The 16,320-nt window shown below is 63.9% G+C and carries 11 protein-coding genes, 4 pseudogenes and 1 other annotated feature; of the genes and pseudogenes, 7 read left to right on the top strand and 8 right to left on the bottom strand.

What is annotated here, in order from left to right; translation table 11 throughout:
* Positions 1-119: 119 nt before the first annotated feature.
* Positions 120-941 (top strand): annotated as a pseudogene (locus L5014_RS29820) (transposase); the annotation flags it as partial.
* Positions 942-1,005: 64 nt separating this feature from the next.
* On the opposite strand, the pseudogene L5014_RS29815 reads toward L5014_RS29820, so the two are convergent.
* The 6 genes and pseudogenes from L5014_RS29815 to L5014_RS38870 form a co-directional block, all read right to left on the bottom strand.
* A pseudogene (locus L5014_RS29815) lies at positions 1,006-1,738 on the bottom strand (IS6 family transposase).
* 9 nt (positions 1,739-1,747) lie between these two features.
* Positions 1,748-2,147 (bottom strand): annotated as a pseudogene (locus tag L5014_RS29810) (hypothetical protein).
* A 329-nt stretch (positions 2,148-2,476) separates the two neighbouring features.
* Complete coding sequence (locus L5014_RS29805; RefSeq protein WP_238467386.1) at positions 2,477-3,430, bottom strand: MBL fold metallo-hydrolase; 954 nt, start codon at positions 3,428-3,430, stop codon at positions 2,477-2,479.
* Position 3,431: 1 nt separating this feature from the next.
* On the bottom strand, positions 3,432-3,638 hold the full coding sequence (locus L5014_RS29800; RefSeq protein WP_238467385.1) for a DUF2783 domain-containing protein: 207 nt from the start codon (positions 3,636-3,638) through the stop codon (positions 3,432-3,434).
* Positions 3,635-5,290, bottom strand: coding sequence for an FAD-dependent oxidoreductase (locus L5014_RS29795; RefSeq protein ID WP_238467384.1), 1,656 nt, complete (start codon positions 5,288-5,290; stop codon positions 3,635-3,637). Before L5014_RS29795 ends, L5014_RS29800 begins: the two co-directional genes overlap by 4 nt.
* Before the next feature lie 97 nt (positions 5,291-5,387).
* On the bottom strand, positions 5,388-6,179 hold the full coding sequence (locus L5014_RS38870) for a helix-turn-helix transcriptional regulator (RefSeq protein ID WP_238467383.1): 792 nt from the start codon (positions 6,177-6,179) through the stop codon (positions 5,388-5,390).
* A gap of 202 nt (positions 6,180-6,381) precedes the next feature.
* Here L5014_RS38870 and L5014_RS29785 point away from each other — a divergent pair, with 202 nt between their 5' ends.
* The 4 genes from L5014_RS29785 (at position 6,382) to L5014_RS29770 (ending at position 10,636) form a co-directional block, all read left to right on the top strand.
* Positions 6,382-6,918 (top strand): VOC family protein, encoded by a 537-nt coding sequence (locus tag L5014_RS29785; protein ID WP_238467382.1) that lies wholly within the window; start codon positions 6,382-6,384, stop codon positions 6,916-6,918.
* Positions 6,915-8,054 carry an alpha/beta hydrolase family protein gene (locus L5014_RS29780; protein ID WP_238467381.1) on the top strand — a complete coding sequence of 380 codons (1,140 nt, stop codon included), beginning with the start codon at positions 6,915-6,917 and terminating at the stop codon, positions 8,052-8,054. The genes L5014_RS29785 and L5014_RS29780 overlap by 4 nt, the downstream gene beginning before the upstream one ends.
* A 98-nt stretch (positions 8,055-8,152) precedes the next feature.
* A complete protein-coding gene (locus L5014_RS29775) occupies positions 8,153-9,469 on the top strand; it encodes an MFS transporter (RefSeq protein WP_238467380.1) in 1,317 nt (438 codons plus the stop codon).
* A gap of 51 nt (positions 9,470-9,520) precedes the next feature.
* Positions 9,521-10,636, top strand: a complete 1,116-nt coding sequence (locus L5014_RS29770; protein ID WP_238467379.1) for a porin — start codon at positions 9,521-9,523, stop codon at positions 10,634-10,636.
* Between the two features lie 39 nt (positions 10,637-10,675).
* On the opposite strand, the gene L5014_RS29765 is transcribed toward L5014_RS29770, so the two are convergent.
* A complete protein-coding gene (locus L5014_RS29765; protein WP_238467378.1) occupies positions 10,676-12,112 on the bottom strand; it encodes a helix-turn-helix domain-containing protein in 1,437 nt (478 codons plus the stop codon).
* 332 nt (positions 12,113-12,444) lie between these two features.
* Here L5014_RS29765 and L5014_RS29760 point away from each other — a divergent pair, with 332 nt between their 5' ends.
* Entirely contained in the window at positions 12,445-14,010 is a 1,566-nt protein-coding gene (locus L5014_RS29760) for a trimethylamine N-oxide permease (protein WP_238467390.1), read from the top strand.
* 75 nt (positions 14,011-14,085) lie between these two features.
* On the top strand, positions 14,086-14,799 hold the full coding sequence (locus L5014_RS29755) for a M24 family metallopeptidase (RefSeq protein WP_238467377.1): 714 nt from the start codon (positions 14,086-14,088) through the stop codon (positions 14,797-14,799).
* 156 nt (positions 14,800-14,955) lie between these two features.
* On the opposite strand, the pseudogene L5014_RS29750 reads toward L5014_RS29755, so the two are convergent.
* Positions 14,956-16,196, bottom strand: a pseudogene (locus tag L5014_RS29750) (IS3 family transposase).
* Positions 15,778-15,894: a sequence feature (AL1L pseudoknot), on the bottom strand. (Overlaps the previous pseudogene by 117 nt.)
* Positions 16,197-16,320 lie beyond the last annotated feature (124 nt).

Genomic DNA, 16,320 nt, shown 5'->3' with positions numbered 1-16,320 from the left:
CAGAACCTCAAGCTCGCTACGTTCTTCCTTCGTCAGTTCCAGCGGTTTCAATACGGCCATCGTCTATGTCGCGGTTCTTGCTCGGCCTGGCAGTATAGAGATACTTCTCATGAGGCGCTTATATCTACGGCTACCTGAATCGGGTCCAGTCGAGCCGCCGCCTGGAACGTGAATGCCAACGCAATGTTGAATTGATGTGGCTCACGGGGCGCTTGGCGCCCGACTTCAAGACCATAGCGGACTTCCGTCGTGATAACGGCGCTGGCATTCGCAACGTGTGTCACCGCTTCGTGATGCTGTGCCGTGAGCTGAAGTTGTTCTCACAAGCGCTAGTCGCCATTGACGGCAGCAAGTTCAAGGCAGTCAATACACGCGATCGTAACTTCACCGAGGGTAAGGTCGATAAGCGCCAGAAGCAGATCGAGGAGAGTATCCAGCGGTATCTGAACGCGCTGGAGACCGCAGATCGCACGCAACCCGCAGAGCTGGAAGCAAAGACGACCAGGCTGAAGGACAAGATCGAGCGTTTGCGCGAGCAGATGCGAAACCTCGAACAGATCAAGGAGCAACTCAAGACTGAGCCTGACGGTCAGCTCTCGACGACCGATCCTGATGCTCGCTCCATGGCGACTAGCGGTAGAGGTTCAGGAATGGTGGGCTACAACGTACAGGTAGCAGTAGACACCAAACACCACCTCATCGTCGCTCACGAGGTCACAAACTCGGGCAGCGATCGAGCGCAGCTTAGTCCCATGGCAAAAGCTGCGCGCGACGCGATGGGCAAGACCAGACTGCGAGCAGTGGCTGATCGAGGCTACTACAGTGGACCTCAGATCAAGGAGTGCGCCGATGCGGGGATTGCGGTCATGTTGCCGAAGCCGACAACATCGGGTGCGAAATACCATGGCCGATTCGACAAGGCAGACTTCATCTACATAGCTCGGGACGGCACTGTCAAGTTGACGAGCGTAAGCGGCGTGTCTGGCTCAAGAGTAGTTATCCTCATCAGATAACCCGGTCAGCCGTAGCCGGGACAGTCCAGTCATGCCATGTGGCGAGACGTTCTTTCAGAATGGCGCGGTGACGTTTCGCGTTCATCCGGTGTCTGGGTAACACGAAGTGCTGCCGAATCGGGCCAAAGCGTAAGAGGAACGCCTGAGTTCGAGGCGCGTCGCGAAAGCCCAGCATCTGGTGCTCGCGCCTGCGAGTCGGCTGGTGGCTGTTTTCGGCCCGGTTGTTCACGCGTGCCGCTGCTTTGACGAAGACGTGCTTGACGTGGGCGAGCTCGGGAATGTCAGCCTTCGCCGCTGGATAGCTGCGCAGCTGGTCGGTAACGATCTTGCGCGGCACCGGGTTTGAACGCAGCATTCTGCGTAAGAAACGTTTTGCAGCAGCCTTGTCGCGCCGCTTTTGCACCAGCACGTCGAGTTCCACACCATGCTCATCGACCGCGCGCCACAGCAGATACGGTTCGCCGCGCAGTTTCACGAACATCTCGTCCAGATGCCATGTGCTGCTCCCGCTTGCGTTGCACCGCTTTGGCGCACTGGGCGAATCTAGCGCCGAACTTATCGCACCAGCAACGGATCGTTTCGTACGTGACGACGACACCACGCTCAAGCAACAACTCCTCGATGTCGCGCAGGCTCAGGCTGAACCGGAAATACCAGCGAACCGCACAGCTAATGACGCCAGCAGGGAAGCGGTGGCCGTGATACAGCGATTTCGTCTTCTTCATCGCTTCATTCTACCGCCACCTTCCCACCAACCTGACAGTGCCGCCCGGCGTGCTGCGCGTGATCGCCTCGACCATCTGGCGCGCGCCCTCGGGGTCGTTGACCCACTTGCCGTAGAACTCGAACGGACACTGCGCCACGCCGTCGGGCGACTCGCCCGAGCCGATGCGGCCCGTGTAGCCGCGATGCAGCAACTTGTAAAGATGGTTCTGCGACTGCATGTTGCGGCGCGCGTTCAGGAAACACGATCAGATCCATGCCGGGCAAGCCGCGCTTGATGCCGACCACGCGCTCCGCAATTTCGCGCGCGTTCGCGATCACGTCCGCACGCGTGTGCAGACGCGGCATCTTGTACTGGACGACGGCTACGCCGACGCTGTCGTTGCTGCTCGAAATATCGCCGTGACGCATGATGCTCTCCTGTTGAAAAACCGCAGTACGCAAAATTAAGGGACAAAAAAAGCCCTTGCCTCGTTGAACGAGGCAAGGGCTTCTGTGTCGTAGCGTTCGCCCGACGGCTCTGTCGGGCAACGCGAATGGGAAACTGCATGCCGCCTGGGCGGCGAGTGAAGCCGCGTGGGCTTCAGCCAGCGTGGCGACGTCTTTGTCTGCGGCGCTGGTGGACGTACTCTAGTTCAATGATTTTGCTCCCGCAACGTGGGGTTAACCATTGGGCGGCAAGGGTTGGTTGAGTTCGGTCGTCGCCGTCCTGTCGCCGCTTGCGTAGCGTTACGATGCGCTCATTCGTGCAGCAGTTTCCACAGCTCGGCATCGCGCCCGGCCGTCCAGATGGCCGGATGCTCGGCGCCGTTGAGCTCTTCGAAGGCGCGGCAAACGTCGAACGGCAACACGTGCTGAAACACCGGCCAGTCGCCGAACATGGGCTTCATCGTTTCGAGCGTCTGGAAATAGCACTCCTTGAGCGAAGCGCCCCGCGCAATCGCGGCGCCTACGCAGTCGAGCACCGTGTCGACGAACCGTTGCGTCCCGTCGATCGCCTGTTCGACCTGCTCGCGCCCGCTCAACGCCGCGCCGCGTCCCGGAAGCAGCACATCAGCGTCGAGTGCGCGCAGCTTCGCGAGCGTCTTCGACCATGCGCGAAGATAGCCGTCGCCCGCATAGACGCCGCAACGATTCTCGACAAGATCGCCCGAGAACAGCACGCGCTCCGCCGGCAGCCAGCAAACCGAATCGCCGAACGAGTGGCCCGCGCCGAAATGGCGCAACTGGATCTCGCGGCCGCCGAACCACAACGTCAGCGTATCCTCGAACACCATGTGCGGGTACGTGAGCCCCGGAATCTCCTCGATGCCTTGAAAGAGACGCGGAAAGCGCCCGGCCTCGGACGCGAAATCGGCGTCGCCACGCGTGCGGATCCAGTCGAGCGTCCCCGCGCTGCTGATGACGGTCGCTCCGTCGAACACACTCGCGCCCAGCACGCGCACCGCGTGATAGTGCGTGAGAAACACGTATTTCACGGGCTTGTCGGTAACGCTCGCGATTGCGTCGCGCAATTCGCGCGCGAGTGTCGGCGTGGCGCGCGTGTCGATGACGAGCACGCCATCGTCGCCGACGATAAAACCGCAGTTGGGATCGAAGTCCGAAACGAAGCCGTAGACACGATCGGCCAGCTCGACGAGGTGAGCCTGTTGCGCGCGCGTGTCGGCGGCCGAGGCGAAGGAAACGGTAGTCATGTCAATTCTCCTGGTTATCCTGACTAACTAGGCGCGCCGCATCGAGCAATGTGGCAAGACGTGCACCATCGTCGATTTCGTTCATGAGCAAGAGCACGAGGCGCGCGTTGAGCAAGCCGCTCGCTCCGGCGTCGAGGCCCCGATGCAGATCGAGCAGTGCCTCATAGCGATCGTCGGCCGTGGCGAGGGCGTGTGCGGCGGCATTCATATGGGCATCTCCGGTTGAAGGACGGGTTGCGCAAGCGCACGCGCGACGGCCGCGCGCACGTTCGCAGCGTCGGCGCGCTCGACGATCGCAGCAAGGTGCGAGTCGGGGCGAATGAGCGCGGCGCCCGCAACAGGTAGGCGAAGCTGCGCGCGCGCGGCTTCACCAGCGTCGATATCGCGACCGAGCACGTGCACGACTACGGGCAGAGCGGCGAGCCCGCAGAGCATGGCGTCGAGATTGGCGCATGCGGCGTCGACGAACAGCATCAAGCGGCCGTTGGCGCGCGCCGCGAGCGTCATCAGCGAAATCGTTACGCCGCGTTCGCTCAACGCGAGGTTGGGTATGCTCGCGCCAACGCCCTCGCCCTGCGCACCGAACCCCGACATGCCGCGATAATCGTGCGGCGTGCACAGGCGCCCCGTGTTGAGCAAGCTGCGCGCAAACGCGTGCTCGCCCGCCAGCGAAAGCACGGCGCGACGGAACAGATGCTCGGCGTCGTTGGCCGGCCGCATGAAGCGGCCCGAGCGCTGCGTGACGCGGATATTCGTTTGCGCAGCCGCGCGGCGTTCTTCGTCATAGGTCGCGAGCAATGCTTCGTCCGCCTCGCCGCGCAGGACCAGTGCAAGTTTCCATACGAGGTTGTCGGCATCCTGAATGCCGCTGTTGCCGCCGCGCGCGCCGAATGGGCTCTTCACGTGCGCCGCGTCGCCGAGGAAAAGAATGCGCCGGTGCCGGAACGAATCGAGCAGTTGCGTGCGATAGAAATACGGGCCGACCCATATGAGTTCGAAGGGCACGTCGCCGAGCATTTTGCGCACGCGCGCCTCGGCCACCTCGGTACGGCTCACAACGGCCGGGTCGCAGTGCTCGTCCATCTGGAAGTCGAGGCGCCACACGTCGTCAGCCATCAGATGCTGCCAGACGCCCCGCCCTTCGTTGAAAGGCGCATCGACCCACGTCCAGCGCTCGTGCGGCAACGGCGCGTTCACGCGCACGTCGGTGATGCACCAGCGGTCCGGCGTACGCTCGCCGCTCACCTGAAGGCCGAGCGTCTCTCGTACGAAACTGCTGGCGCCTTCGGCGTCGAGCACCCAGTCGGCTTCGAGCCGATAGTCGCCCGCGGGCGTCGTGACGTCGAGCACCGTGTGATCGTCGTGCGCGACCACGCCCGTCACGCGCGACGACCAGCGGATCTCACCCGTTTTCAATTCCTCGAAGCGGTCCGCGAGAAACCACTCGATGTAGAACTGCTGGAGGTTCACGAACGGCGGCTGCAACGATGTGTGCGTACGCGCGAGGTCGTATTCGTAGAGCACCGTGTCGCCGGAAAGCACTTTCGTGACGGACCACGTGACGCCCCTGGCGAGCACGCGTTCCGCGATGCCAAGCCGCGCGAAGATTTCGAGGCTGCGCTGCGCGTAGCAGATGCCGCGGCTCGACGCGCCGCGCACGCCCACGGTGTTGTCCTCGTCGAGCACCACGACGTCGATGCCGTGCTGCGCGAGATCGACGGCCGCCGTGAGGCCGGCGAGGCCCGCGCCGATCACGACGACGCGATAGCGCCGACGATGGCCGTCGAGTTCCGGCGGGCGTTTAAAGGGAAAAACGGGCAGCGCGTAGCCCCCGCTCATGTCCGTGCTGGCTCGGACCATGCTGTCTCCTTGCTGGACGTTGTAATACGTCGGGCAAGGATACGAAGCGGCGTGTGGGCTGTCTGTCCCGATGTGTGATGACGCGGCGCGTGGCGCGTCAGGCGTCGAGTGGCGTAGCGCGCATGCCGCTCAGCAAGGCGACGAGTTCGCTCTGGCGGCGAATGCCGAGCTTCTGATAGGCGCGCTGCTTGAGCGTATTGACGGTCGTGACGGCGATATCGAGCGCGCGCCCGATCTCCTTCGCGCTGCAGCCGCGCACGCACAGCTGGGCGACGGCGCGCTCGCGCTCGCTCAGGCGCGCCCACTCCGCCGGGACGCTCGTGCGCGCATCGGCACGCGGCGCGCGCAAACGGCTGTGCTTGCGCACAGCCGCGAGGAGTGGCTGCGCCAGTGCATGTGCGGCTTCGAGCGCGTGCTCGCCGAGCGGGCCGCTCGTGGCACAACGATAGAAGTTGGTCGCGACGATCGCGCCATCGTCCAGACGCGCCGCGATCGACACGCGCTGCGCGATGCCGAGCCGGTCATAGCAGAGCTTGCGATGATCGGACGACGAAATCTCGTCGCGCGTTTGCAGCGTGAGCACACCGCCGCTCAGCGAGAGCGATGGGTCGGCGAACGCACGATCGTGAGCGTAAAAGCCCGCGCGCACATAAGCGACGCCCGCGAGGCGCGCGCCGTCGCCTTCGAGGCTCGCGGCTTCGAGCGCGCAGGTGTCGCCGGCCGGCGAGCGCAGCAGGATCGAGCAATGGCTCGCTGCCAGATGCGCGCCGATGATGGACAGCACGCTATGGGCAAAGTGCGCTTCGCCGAGGTGATCGATCAGGGCCGCCGCATCCGCGGCGGCGATCTGCGGCGCGCCCTGGGCGGCTTGCAGTGGGTAGCTTCGCACCGGTGTCTCCCTACGTTTCTTTCATCGGTCTTTCGATTGCGTCAGGCATTAGAGCGCGCGCGACGCGCGCGAACCTATCCGTGTTAACCCGTCTTCGTGGCGCTGTCGTTAGCAATCAGGACAGACGCTCTGCGCTGCGCTTTGCCATGATCCGGCCGTATCCAGAAACCGTGCCCGTCAAGGCGGGCCCCCCGGAGGCAACATGAAGCAACCCGAGCCGATTCGCGGCCTGCATCACTTCGCGTGGCGCTGCCGCGATGCCGAAGCCACACGCCACTTCTACGAGGACATCCTCGGCCTGCCGCTCGTGCATCTGATCCAGCTCGACCACGTGCCTTCGACCGGCGAATACTGCCCGTACGTGCATATCTTCTTCCAGATGACCGATGGCTCATCGCTCGCGTTCTTCGATCTGGGCGACGACACGGCCGCGCTGCCCTCGCCCAATACGCCCGCGTGGGTCAATCACATTGCGTTGCGCGTGGATTCGGTGGCGGCGCTCGAAGCAATGCGCGAGCGGCTCGAAGCCCATGGCGTCGAGGTGCTGGGCATCACCGATCACCACATCATCCGCTCGATCTACTTCTTCGATCCCAATGGCTTTCGGCTGGAGCTGACCACGCCCACGGCAAGCGACGCGGAAATGGCCGAGCACGCACGAGAGGCCCATGCCCGGCTCACCCGCTGGAGCGCAGAGAAGGCCGCGCGCCGCGCCGCCAGCGCGGAGGACCGCGCATGAGCACGCTGCCGGTCGCGTTCGTCGATATCGAGGTCCCGCCAGGCATCGCAATGGAAAGCCAGTCCGGCCTGCAGAACCTGCGGCCGCGCATCTACGGCGCGCTCGTCGAGCCCGCGAACAGCGTGCGCGAGGTGGCCGCCATCGTGATGCATCCGACCTCGAATTACATGGGCCACTATTTGCTGCAGCCGCTCGCGGCGCGCGGCATCGCCTGCATGGGCCTCAATTCGCGCTACGCGGGCAACGACACGATGTTGTTGATGGAGCAGGTGCTGCTCGATCTCGCAGCGGGCGTGCGCCATCTGCGCGCGCGTGGCTATCGCAAGATCGTGCTGATCGGCAATTCGGGCGGCGCGGCGCTCGCGAGCTTTTATCAAGGCGAAGCCGAGCACTTCAGCGCGACGCATTACGCCGATGGCCTGCCCACGTCGCTGCGCGCGGCCGACCTGCCGCCCGTCGACGGCATCGTGCTGTCGGCTGCGCACGCGGGCCGCGCGCGCTTGATCGCCGAATGGCTCGATCCGTCCGTGATCGACGAGTCCGATCCGCTCGCCACCGATCCCGCGTGGGATCTCTACGACGCTACGCGCCGCGCGCCGTTCGAGCCCGCCTTCGTGGACGCGTTCCGCGCGGCCCAGCTGGCAAGGCGCGATCGCATCGAGGCGTGGGTGCTCGCGCGTCTGCGCCAGTTGCGCGCCCATCCGCAGGGACCGCAGGATCAGACCTTCCTTGTCTATCGTACGCATAGCGATCCGCGCTTTCTCGATCTCGCGCTCGACGCGAACGACCGCAAGGCCGGCTCGATCTGGGGCGACCCGCACGCCGTGAATTACGGCGCCAATGCCATGGGCCGGCTCAACACGCTGCGCTCGTGGCTCTCGCAGTGGTCGTCGCGCTCACAGGCCGACGGCCCCGCCAGTCTTGCACGCACCTCGGTGCCCGTGCTGCTCATGACGCACACCGCCGACGGCTCGACCTTCCCGAGCACTGCGTGCGCGTGGCGCGACGCGGCTGGCGCGCGCCTCACCGAAATCGCGGTGCCGGGCGGCAATCATTATCTGGCGGGCCAGCCCGAGCTGGTCACGCTTTCCGCCGACGCGATGGCCGACTGGATCGGCCGCCACGTCACCCGCTAGCGCGTTCACGACGCGCCCTGTCCAGGGCCACGCGCAAGCGGTGCGAAGAACGCAGCTCGCGTGGCCCATTCGATTCACCGGTATTCCGGAGGAGACCCATGTCGCACATCAGTGCCGCTCGACCCGCACTGGCCGCCACGCCGGCCGCGATCTACCGCAAGATCTCGTGGCGCATCGTGCCACTGCTGTTCGTTTCGTATGTGGTCGCGTTCCTCGACCGCATCAACATCGGCTTTGCGCAGTTGCAGATGAAACAGGACCTCGGCTTCACCGATGCGATCTACGGCCTCGGTGCAGGCATTTTCTTCATCGGCTACGTCATCTTCGAAGTGCCAAGTAATCTGCTGCTCGCGCGCATCGGCGCGCGCCGCACGTTCTCGCGCATCATGCTCTGCTGGGGCGTCGTTTCGGCCGGCATGATGTTCGTGAGCGCACCGTGGCAGTTCTATTTGATGCGCTTCCTGCTCGGCGCTTTCGAAGCCGGCTTCTTCCCCGGCATCGTGCTCTATCTGACGCTCTGGTATCCCGCCGCGCGGCGCGCGACCGTCGTGTCGTGGTTCTTTGCCGGCGTCGCGTTCGCCGGGCTCATCGGCGGCCTGCTGTCGGGCTGGATCATGAAGGACATGGCCGGCGTCGCGGGCCTCGCGGGCTGGCAATGGATGTTCTTCATCGAAGGCGCGCCCGCTGCCCTGCTCGGGCTCGTCTGCTACTTCGCGCTGGTCGACTCGCCCAGCGAAGTCGGCTGGCTCAGCGACGACGAGAAGCGTCTCGTCACCGAAACGCTCGCCGCGGAGCGCGCCGCGCTGCCCGCCAGCGCGCCGCACTCGCTCGGCGCGGCGTTGCGCAAACCGCTCGTCCGTGTGTTCTCGTTCGTCTACTTCGCGCTCGCGGCGGGGTCCTTCGCGATCAGCTTCTGGGTACCGACGCTCATCAAGGAGCTCGGCGTCACCGATGTCCTGAGCGTCGGGCTCTACAGCGCGATTCCGTATGGTATCGGCGCAATTGGCATCATCGTGATCGCGCGGAACTCAGACCGCCTCATGGAGCGGCGCTGGCACTTTGCCTGCTGCGCGATCGGCGCGGGGCTCGCGCTCGCCGCCCTCACGCTGCACTTCACGAATCTCGCCTTGATGATCGCGATCCTCTCGATCGCCGTGGTCTGTGTCTATGCGGCCATGCCCGTGTTCTGGGCCATTCCGCCCGCGCACCTCTCGGGCGCCGCAGCGGCGGGCGGCATTGCGTTCATCAGCAGCGTCGGCCAGATCGGCGGCTTCGCGAGCCCCTACGCAATCGGCCTCATCAAGACGCACTTCGGCAATCTCGATCATGGCTGGCATTTGATGAGCCTGCTGCTCTGCGCGGGCGGCGTCGCGATGACGCTCGCGCTGTCGCCCCGGCGCATCGAGCGTTCATGACGTCTTTCCCCCTCTCACCCCAAACAAGACCGCAACTGGAGACCCCCGATCATGACTTCGCGCTTGCGCAAAACCATGTTCGCCTCGCTCGGCTCGCTCGCCGCGCTGCCCTCGTTCGCTCACGCGGCCGACAGCGTCACGCTGTACGGCATCATCGACAGTGGCCTCACTTATGCGAGCAACGAAGCGGGCCATTCGGCGTGGTTCACGCAAAGCGGCGTGAATCAGAACAACCGTTGGGGCATGCGCGGCCAGGAGTCGCTTGGCGGCGGCTGGCAAACGGTCTTCGTGCTGGAAAACGGCTTCGATTCGTTCAACGGCAGCCTCGGTCAGGGAGGACGCCTGTTCGGGCGCCAGGCGTGGGTCGGGCTCGATTCGCCCTATGGCACACTGACGTTCGGGCGCCAGTACGATCCGGTAGTCGACTACGTGACGCCGCTTTCGGGCGTCGCCGCGTTCGGTTCCTATGGCGCGCACTTCGGCGACCTCGACAATCTGCTCGACACGTATCGCGTCGATCGCTCGGTCAAATTCCGCAGCGTGAAGTACGCGGGCTTCTCGTTCGAAGGATTGTTCAGCTTCGGGGGCACGCCGGGTGACTTCGCACAGAACCGCGTCTGGAGCGTCGGCGCGGGTTATGCGCTGGGCGGGCTGACGCTCGGCGCGGGCTACATCCACATTGACGACCCGCTCACCGCCGTCTACGACGGACGCGGCACGATCGACAGCGCGATTGTCGGCAGCGTGCCGCTACAGTCCGCGCAAAAGCTCGAGACGGTCGCGGCGGGGGCATCGTATGCGCTGGGCTCCGCAACCATCGGGGCCGTCTATACGCGTGTGAAGTTCACGCAGAGCGCGGCGGTTTCAGGCAATTCGGTCTGGCAAAACGCCGAAATCAACGCTCGCTATATGCTCACACCGGGTTTGCAGCTTTCCGCGCTCTACACGTACACGCGCGGCAAGATCGACAGTACCAGCGCGGTGCCCAAATACCATCAGGCCGATCTCGGCGTCGACTACTGGCTTTCGAAGCGCACGGACATTTACCTGTTCGGCGTTTATCAGAAGGCGGCCGGAGACGCGGAACGCGCGCAGATCGTTTCGCTTTCGGCGTCGAGTGGGGCGACGCAGGTCGCGGTGCACGCGGGGCTGCGACACCGGTTCTAATTTGGCCTTCTAGTTTGGCGTCAGGCACACACGGGCACGTTATCCAACCCGCTGCATTTCGCTAACAAAGACCAGAGTGCGAAACACGCCCTCCTCACCTCCCCCCTGACTGACCACCTGCACCAGGACCTCGGGTCCTGGTCCACTCGCGCGCCGCACACGACCGGCGATATTGAGCATCTCCCGCGTGCCGCGCGCCTCAGCGGATTTTAGATGCTTGCGCAACGACTTCCCGGTCGCCTCGTCGAACAGCGAAGCCAGTGCTTGCCGCGCCAGCACCTCGCCTGAGAGCTCCGTCAATTCGGCAAGCCTGGCATTCGCGTGCAGGATGTCACTACCGGACTCCAGCCAGGCGATGCCCACCATCGGCTGATCGAACATCGCGCGCCAGCGATATTCACTGCGTCCACGAGATGCTTCGGCCTGCTTGAGCGACGTGATGTCCTGATTGACCTCGATGGCGCCGATGATGCGCCCATCGTCGTCCAGCAACGGAATGGCGGACATGACAATCGACCGTTGCTGTCCGTCGAAGGCGTCGATGTTGACGATTTCCCCACGGCTGGCCTCGCCCGAGAGAATCGCGCGCGCGAGCGTCCAGCCCTCGCCGCCCACCTCCTTGCCCGTACTTTCCCAGCGCCCCTTGTACTCGCCATAGTGTGCGAGCTCGACCAGCCTGGCGCCGCCCCAGATGCGCTCCGCCTCCGGATTCGCGATGCGGATGTGCCCGCTTTCGTCGGCGATCCACAGGCCCACTGGAATGGTCTCGATGACCTTGCGCATCATGTATTCGCTGCGCCGGAGCGCCTTTTCCATGGCTTTGCGCTGCGTGATATCGATGCACACGCCCACGATCTTGAGGGGTCGCCGGGCCGCGTCGTAAATGAGCTGGCCGCGACAGGAAAGCCAGCGCTCATCGTGCTCAATGCCCTCGCCTTGTCCGCTTCCCGCATCGGTGCCGGGCATGCAGAAGTCCCATTCCTGAATCTCGCCGCCATCGGCGAACTGCGCCACCAGGCGATCGAGGGGAAGCGGCTCGAACGGGAGGAGATCGGGACGTATGGCTTCGAGCGGCTTGCCGAAGATCTGCTCCGCATCGGGCGAGGTCGTCAGCTCGCGCGTCAGGACCTGCCATTCCCAGGTGGCGATGCGCGCCGCGTCATAGGCGAGCTTCATGCGCGCTTCGCTGTCGATGATCTGGCCGAGGTACTTCTGCCGCAGGTCCTGCGCGCCGCTCTCGGGTACGAGGGTCTCTTTCAGATCCTGGATCGCTTCGTCGCCGTAGCGTAACCAGACCCAGTTGACGTCGAGGAAAGCGGCGAGTGCACGCAGATTCGCGTATTCGATTTCTCCGCCGTTGGTCCAGCGGTGCACCGACGGCGTGGAGATACCGAGCGACTTCGCGACTTGTGTGAGGGTGAGCTGCTTTTGCTGCAGCAACTCCTTCAGGCGCTGACCAAACCCCGATGACTTCATTGTCTCCCGTCTCGCTTTGCGTGCAGTTGAGGCTCGTGGCCGTTGTGTGCCCGAGTTGCCAGCGTTCCTTGTGGGGCGATCTTAGCATGCGCATTCGGCTACTCCTTTGGAGGTATTACTTTATACGCAATAAATTACTTGACGCAAAACACCCGTCAATCCCACGATGTGATCTGACGGCGTCGAAGAACGTCCCGCAGAACCCTCAACCAGCCGTTCCTCCTGGAGGAGACAACCTCGTGGAAACCGCGAATCAACCGTTAATCAAGGAAACCAGCGCCGCCGATGGCGCGTCCGTCTCGACCTCTCATCCCGGCGGCGAGCAGGCCAGCCTGCATCGGGCCATCAGCTGGAAGGGCGCCTTCTGGGCGGCGAGCGGTGTTCCCGCGCTCGTCCTCTTCAACATCGGCGCGCTCGCCTCGACGGTCGGGCAGCCCGCGTGGCTGATCTGGATCGTGTCGATCCTGATGGGCTTCATCCAGTGCTTCACGTACGCCGAAATCGCCGGGCTGTTTCCCCACAAGTCCGGCGGCGCATCGGTCTATGGAGCGATCGCCTGGGTGCGCTACAGCAAGTTCATCGCCCCGATCTCGGTCTGGTGCAACTGGTACGCGTGGTCGCCCGTGCTCGCGCTCGGCACCGGCCTCGCCGCGGGTTACATACTCACGACCTTGTTTCCCGCGCACTCGGCGATCAACACCTGGTCGCTCACGCTGCTGCACCTCGATTTCGTCGAGCATGGCCTGACGTTGCGGATCAATTCGATGGCCATCCTCGCCGCACTCATCCTGCTGATTACCTTTGCGATCCAGCATCGCGGCATCTCTCAGGCAGCGCGTACCCAAATGATTCTCGGCATCAGCTCGCTGTTGCCGCTCGTGCTGATCGGCATCGTGCCGATCATGAGCGGAGACATGCCGAGTTCGCATTTCCTGCCGCTGCTGCCGCTGGCGCGCGACGCGTCCGGTCATGTCGGTTTCGGCCATTACAACCTCGCCGGTATCACGCTGATGGCTGGCGGGCTGTTCATGGCGGGCTGGGCCACCTACGGTTTCGAAACGGCGGTGTGCTACACGAGCGAATTCAAGGACCCGAAGCGCGATACCGTGCGGGCGATCGTTTACTCTGGACTGCTATGCATCGCGATCTTCACGCTGGTGCCGCTGGCGTTCCAGGGCTCGCTCGGCCTCGACAAGCTGCTCGACCCCGGCCTCTATGACGGCACCGCCGTCGGCGTCGTGATGGCGAAGATGATAGGCGGTGGCGCGATCGTCACCAACGTGGTGGTGGCGATGCTCGTGCTCTCGCTGGTGCTCGCCGTGATGACTTCGATGATGGGCTCGTCGCGCACCTTGTACCAGGGCGCCGTCGACGGCTGGTTGCCCAGGTACCTCGCGCACGTGAACGAGCACGGCGCACCGACGGCCGCGATGTGGACCGACCTGGCCTTCAACCTCGTGTTGCTGATGCTATCGGACAACATCATGCTGCTCGCGATCGGCAACGTCGGCTACCTGATCTTCAATTTCCTCAATCTGCAGGCGGGCTGGATTCATCGCCTCGACCGGGGCAACTGGCCGCGTCTGTACCGGGCGCGCGGATGGCTGCTGGCGCTCGGCGCGATCTTCGGCTTTCTCAATCTCGCGTTCATGGGCATGGGCGCCGATATCTGGGGGCCCGGCACGCTGCGCAACGGCCTGGTCTTCACGTGCCTGATCGTGCCGGTGTTCCTGTTCCGCCACTATGTTCAGGACCGGGGCAAGTTCCCGGCCTCCTTCAGCCGCGATATCGATCTCGTGAACCGTGCCGGTACACGCAGGCCGTGGCAGCCTTACGCGGCGCTCGTTCTGGCGGCTCTGGTAGTGGCCGTGACCCATCACCTGGCGGTCTTGCCCTGAGCGCCTTCCGCCGGCATCGGGCGCAAGCGCGGTGTCGGCGGCTGACCGATCGCATTCAACCGGGAAGGATTTTTCATGTCGAATACGGAACATCGCGATGCGGCCGCCAGTCTCTCCGGCTATCGCAAGGTGCAGGACGCCGCGCGCCGGACGCTCGACGACATCGTGCGCTTCATCGCGCCGGGCGTCAGCGAGATCGATCTCGTGCGCCAGTGCGACGCGCTACAGCGCGCGGCGGGCGTGGACGATTACTGGTATCGCGCATTGCCTGCGCTCGTGCTGGCCGGCGAGCATACCTGTCTCGCCATTTCGCGCGAGGCCTACGTGCCCGATAACGCGCCGCTCAAACACCACGACGTGCTGACCATCGACCTCAATCCGGCCATGAATGGCTATTGTGGCGATCTCGCGCGCACTTACTTTATCGAAGACGGACAGGTGCGGCGCGCACCGCACCGCGACGATGAATTTCTCGCGGGCGCTCACGCCCAGGCATCGCTGCACGCCCTGCTTCGGCGTGTGGCGACGCCCGATCTGCGTTTCGACGAGCTCTACGCGATGGTGAAGGACGCCACCGACCGGCTCGAATGCGAATTGCTCGACTATCTCGGCCACAGTGTGCAGGCCGATATGAGCGCGCTCGACTTCATCGCCCCGAACATCACCCGCACGCTCGGGGAGGCGGGACTGTTCACCCTCGAACCGCAGATTCGCGTCAAGGGCGGCCGCCATGGATTCAAGCACGAGAACATCTATTACTTCTCTGGCGCCGTCTTGCACGAACTCTAGGCGGTAGTCACTGCGTAGCCCGGCTCCCCCGGATCACAGCGGAGCAAAATACGTCGGATAGCCGAGATGGTCCTCGATGCCCTTCACCCCGGCGACGCGCCCGGCGCACACGCAAATGAACCGCGCCGGGTTTGTCGGAGACCGCCGAGTTTGGCGCTACGCCGCGCGAGCGGAGAGCGCCAGGTTCCGATTGTAGACCTCCTCTGCTTCTGCCGGCGACACGTACCCAAGCGGGCTGAGCAACCGATGGTGGTTGTACCAGTGAACCCATTCGAGCGTTACAAGTTCGAAATCCTGGAGCGTACGCCATGAGCGCCGATGCACGACTTCGGCCTTGTACAGTCCATTGATCGTCTCGGCCAGCGCATTGTCGTACGAATCGCCAACGCTTCCGGCTAACGGTTGAACGCCCGCATCCACCAAACGTTCGGTGTACCGAATGCTGAGATATTGCGACCCGTGATCGCTATGATGGATGAGCCCGGGCGGCGGCTGGCGATCATGTAACGCCTGGTTCAGCGCGTCCAGCACGAAGTCAGTTTGCATCGAGGCTGACACGCGCCAACCGACGATACGCCGTGCAAACACATCGGTCACGAAGGCCACATACACAAAGCCAGACCATGTCCAGCAATAGGTAAAATCCGCGACCCACAGCGCGTTGGGCCGATCGGCCCGGAACTGACGTTTGACCCGGTCCAGCGGGCACGGCACCGCATCGTCGCGCTGCGTTGTCCTGATCCGGCGCCCACGCCGCACACCTTCGAGGCCCATCGCCTTCATCAGGCGCGCAACCGTGCAGCGCGCGACCTTCACGTCATCGCGCAGCAACTGGCGCCAGACCTTGCGCACACCATACACGCCAAAGTTCTCGTCCCAGACCGCCCGGATGAGGACCTTCAGTTGAGCATCGCGACGCGCTCGCGCTGGCCATTGCTCCGGATCGCTGCGCCGTCCAGCGTGCCGGTAATACGTCGACGGCGCGATCGGCAGCAGGCGGCAGATCGGCTCGACACCGTAGACGTCGCGATGCTCGTCGATGAACGCAATCATGGCTTTGATCGGCGGTCGAGCTCCGCCTGTGCGAAATACGCCGAGGCCTTGCGAAGAATCTCGTTGGCTGTGCGCAATTCGCGATTCTCGCGCTCCAGTTCCCTCAGGCGCGCCAGCTCGGCAGTCGTCGCCCCCGATCGTTAGCCACGATCACGCTCAGCCTGAATGATCCAGTTGCGAAGCGTCTCACGCGACATCCCCATCTTCGAGGCGATTGAGCGGATCGCCGCCCCCTGCGTCTCATATTCGTGTTGGTGCTCGAAGATCATTCGGACCGCACGCTCACGAACCTCATCCGAATACCGCGTCCCGGTGGGCTTCCTTACCTTGCTTTCGTTTTCCATACTTCAAATCTCCAATTACAGCCAAGATCCAAAGTCTCCTACATTCCCGGCGCGGTTCAGTATTGACGTTCATGGCATTTATCCCGATGCTGTTTATACCCGTGCGCAAAACCGTTCGAGGCTC

This window comes from Paraburkholderia tagetis (assembly GCF_022213065.1).
Lineage (GTDB): Bacteria > Pseudomonadota > Gammaproteobacteria > Burkholderiales > Burkholderiaceae > Paraburkholderia > Paraburkholderia tagetis.
The sequence above is the reverse complement of the archived record's forward strand: the minus strand, read 5'-3'. Positions and strand labels throughout refer to the sequence as shown.

Excerpts from the sequence above, each read along its gene's own strand:
- L5014_RS29795 (WP_238467384.1), bottom strand. The coding sequence starts at position 5,290 with ATGGTCCGAGCCAGCACGGACATGAGCGGGGGCTACGCGCTGCCCGTT.
- L5014_RS29780 (WP_238467381.1), top strand. The coding sequence starts at position 6,915 with ATGAGCACGCTGCCGGTCGCGTTCGTCGATATCGAGGTCCCGCCAGGC.
- L5014_RS29755 (WP_238467377.1), top strand. The coding sequence starts at position 14,086 with ATGTCGAATACGGAACATCGCGATGCGGCCGCCAGTCTCTCCGGCTAT.
- L5014_RS29775 (WP_238467380.1), top strand. The coding sequence starts at position 8,153 with ATGTCGCACATCAGTGCCGCTCGACCCGCACTGGCCGCCACGCCGGCC.
- L5014_RS29805 (WP_238467386.1), bottom strand. The coding sequence starts at position 3,430 with ATGACTACCGTTTCCTTCGCCTCGGCCGCCGACACGCGCGCGCAACAG.
- L5014_RS29800 (WP_238467385.1), bottom strand. The coding sequence starts at position 3,638 with ATGAATGCCGCCGCACACGCCCTCGCCACGGCCGACGATCGCTATGAG.
- L5014_RS29785 (WP_238467382.1), top strand. The coding sequence starts at position 6,382 with ATGAAGCAACCCGAGCCGATTCGCGGCCTGCATCACTTCGCGTGGCGC.
- L5014_RS29770 (WP_238467379.1), top strand. The coding sequence starts at position 9,521 with ATGACTTCGCGCTTGCGCAAAACCATGTTCGCCTCGCTCGGCTCGCTC.
- L5014_RS29765 (WP_238467378.1), bottom strand. The coding sequence starts at position 12,112 with ATGAAGTCATCGGGGTTTGGTCAGCGCCTGAAGGAGTTGCTGCAGCAA.